Genomic DNA, 2,713 nt, shown 5'->3' with positions numbered 1-2,713 from the left:
GGTCCTGTGCCTCTCGTCCGCCCCTTCGGCACGTCGCCCACCTTCCCCTGGGGCTGATGCCCGACGACGCGAGATGAGAACCTGTGGCTTTCTACGGTGCCGACGTCACGGCGCTCCGAACGCTCGGCAAGAGCTTCGACGAGGCGTCCGGGGACCTCGACGCGTTGCAGACGAAGATCTCGCAGCGGCTGGGTACCGTGGACTGGAAGGGACCCGACGCCGAGCAGTTCCGCGACCTGTGGTCCTCGCGGTGCGCCTCGGTGCTCACCACGACGCGCGACGCGCTGCGTGAGGCGGGCGCTGCGCTCGTGCGCAACGCCGACCACCAGGAGGTCACGAGCGAGGACGGTGGGTCCGGCGGGACGGCCTGGGGAGGCGGCACGCCGGGCGCGGGCGGCTCTGGCGGCGGGCCGGTCGTCGGCCCTGCGGGCCCGACGGTTCCAGGGTCCCCGTGGTGGTTGCACGGCTCGACGGGAGGTGCGCCCGGAGAGAAGGTCGACAACAGCGGCGTGTTCGACCCGCACCGGACGTATCGACCCACGTACGAGCTGTCCACGCTCGACGGTGAGCGGGTGGACGGCCCGCTGCTCGACGACAGGCGTCCTGTCGATGCCAAGGCCCACCTGGCCGGCGCGAACGCGTCCGGGGTCCTGGGTGCCCAGGGGCAGATGGACGGCTCCTTCGGTGAGTCGAGCGGCTTCCACGGCGACGGGTCGTTGGCCGGCTGGGCCGGAGCGCGGGCGGATGCCGGGGCGGGCGGGTACGTCGGCGCCGACGGGCTGGCGGTCGAGGGGCAGGCCGGGGTGGCCGTCGGGGCGGGCGGCAAGGCCGAGGGAGCCCTGGGCTACGGCATCTTCGCGGGGCACGCCGGCGCAGAGGCATTTGCGGGCGCGCGAGCGGGGGTCGACGCCGCGGCGTCGGTCGGGCCCGACGGCCTGGGCGTCGCCGTCGGTGCCGAGGCGTTCGCCGGTGCCGAGGCCAAGGTCGAGGCGTCTGTGGGGATCGAGGGTGCCCAGGTCGGCGCCGAGGCGACCGGCTACGCGGGGATCGGCGTGCGGGCCAACGTGGACGTCCGGGCGGGCTGGGAGCACACGGAGATCGACGTCGACCTCGGTGTCGCGCTCGGGCTCGGCGGCGGCGTCGGGCTGAAGGTCGACCTCGAGCCCAAGAAGCTCGTGGAGGGTCTGACCGACCTCCTGCCCTGGTGACCCGCCGGCGCACCGCGTGCTCCCCTGACGAGGGGCCCGAGCCGTCCGTGCGGTCCGGGTCGCCGAGGGCCTGACAGACTGACACCCCGTCCTGCCGTCGAGCACGACGGCGACAACCGACACGAAGGATGGTTCATGAGCACCGTGCTCTCCTACCCCAGCGCCGACTTCCCTGCTCCCGTCCGGGTCAGCATCGACTGCCCCGAGGGCTGGGCTCCGCTTCCCGAGGTCGCGCTCCCGCTCGCCCTGGCCAAGGTCGTGGCTCCCGGTGAGTTCCGGCCCAACGTCATCGTGGTCGTGTCGCGCACGCGCAAGCAGCTCACGCTCGAGAACGCCGTGAGCGAGGTCGTGACCAAGCTGACCGGGCTCGCCGGGTACGCCGAGCTGGGGCGCGAGGAGCGGGAGATCGCCGGACACCCGGGCTTCCGGATCGAGGGCGCTTTCACGGACGCAGAGGGAGGGACCCTGGTCCAGGCCGTCCGCACGACGATCGTCGACCGGGGCCCCGTCGTGGACCTGGTGCAGGTCACGGGCTCGTGCTCGGGAGCGCAGGCCGAGCGGCTGCTGGTCGAGATCCGGGCGATCCAGGAGAGCCTGAGGATCGAGGAGTGAGCACCCCTGTGCCGGCAGTCGGTCCTGCCGGGGTCGAGGACGTGGTCGCGGCGCTCCTGTCGCTCAACGCGGAGGACGTGCCCTACGAGGTCACGGCAGAACCGACCGACAAAGGTGCTGTCGTCACTGCGACCTGGAAGGGCTGGGACGTACGCTGGCAGTCCTTCTTCGGAGCCGGGGCGGTCACCAAGACCTTCCGGCTCGTGGTCACGCTCGACGGCCGTCGTGGGACCTATGCGTTCACCGAGCTGCACGGCTCGACCCGCAGGGCCGTAGCTGTCTCGGCCGGCGCCGTGCACGCCGAGGCGCGCAAGGACGGGTTCCGAGGGAAGACCTTCGGGGCACGGTCGCTGAAGGTCGTCGTCGCACCGCGGGTCACGGTGTCGGGCGAGCGAGGCTACGAGGTGTCGAACGTCGCGACACTGTCGTTCACACCGTCGACCATCAAGGTGCCGGTCTTCTCGACGTTGCGCTCGCTCGGGTGGCGTCCACGGTTCGACAACGGGTTCATGCGGCGGTTCGAGGGCTGACCCGGCGGTGCACGTCGCGTGGTGGGTCCGACCGCGGAACCACGTAACGATTGCTCAGATCGCAAGACGGGGTTCCATCAGGCGAGATCGCCTGTCAGTGTTGAGGTTCACCTCAGTCGTACAATCGAGTGGTTCTCCCGTTGGCGGCCGCGGACCTCACCCGGACAGCCCGCGTGACGGTCCGCCCATCTCCTGCGGTCCGTCCTCTCCCTCCTCGATCGGAAGGCGTTCTTTCCTGTGAGCAGCTCCCGTCCTTTGCGCGTCGCTATCGTCGGCGCTGGTCCTGCTGGTATCTATGCGGCGGACATTCTGTCGAAGACGGATGTCGAGGTGAGTATCGATCTGTTCGAGCGGTTGCCTGCG

4 protein-coding genes are annotated in these 2,713 nt (G+C 71.0%); all 4 read left to right on the top strand.

Translation table 11 applies throughout. The features are described from left to right. Positions 1–83: 83 nt before the first annotated feature. Positions 84–1,208, top strand: coding sequence for a WXG100 family type VII secretion target (locus tag ACFWFR_RS18960; protein ID WP_377624132.1), 1,125 nt, complete (start codon positions 84–86; stop codon positions 1,206–1,208). A 135-nt stretch (positions 1,209–1,343) separates the two neighbouring features. Continuing rightward, on the top strand, positions 1,344–1,820 hold the full coding sequence (locus tag ACFWFR_RS18955; RefSeq protein ID WP_377624130.1) for an LpqN/LpqT family lipoprotein: 477 nt from the start codon (positions 1,344–1,346) through the stop codon (positions 1,818–1,820). After that, positions 1,817–2,350, top strand: a complete 534-nt coding sequence (locus ACFWFR_RS18950) for a hypothetical protein (protein WP_377624129.1) — start codon at positions 1,817–1,819, stop codon at positions 2,348–2,350. Before ACFWFR_RS18955 ends, ACFWFR_RS18950 begins: the two co-directional genes overlap by 4 nt. Before the next feature lie 237 nt (positions 2,351–2,587). After that, on the top strand, positions 2,588–2,713 hold a 126-nt coding region (locus ACFWFR_RS18945; RefSeq protein WP_377624133.1), incomplete at its 3' end, for an NAD(P)-binding protein.

The organism is Oerskovia sp. NPDC060287, assembly GCF_042726775.1.
Taxonomy (GTDB): domain Bacteria; phylum Actinomycetota; class Actinomycetes; order Actinomycetales; family Cellulomonadaceae; genus Oerskovia; species Oerskovia merdavium.
Note: the sequence above shows the minus strand (reverse complement) of the source record. Positions and strands in the feature narration are given on the sequence as shown.

What these genes read in the sequence shown, in the direction of transcription:
- ACFWFR_RS18955 (WP_377624130.1), top strand. Translation starts at nt 1,344, where the DNA reads ATGAGCACCGTGCTCTCCTACCCCAGCGCCGACTTCCCTGCTCCCGTC.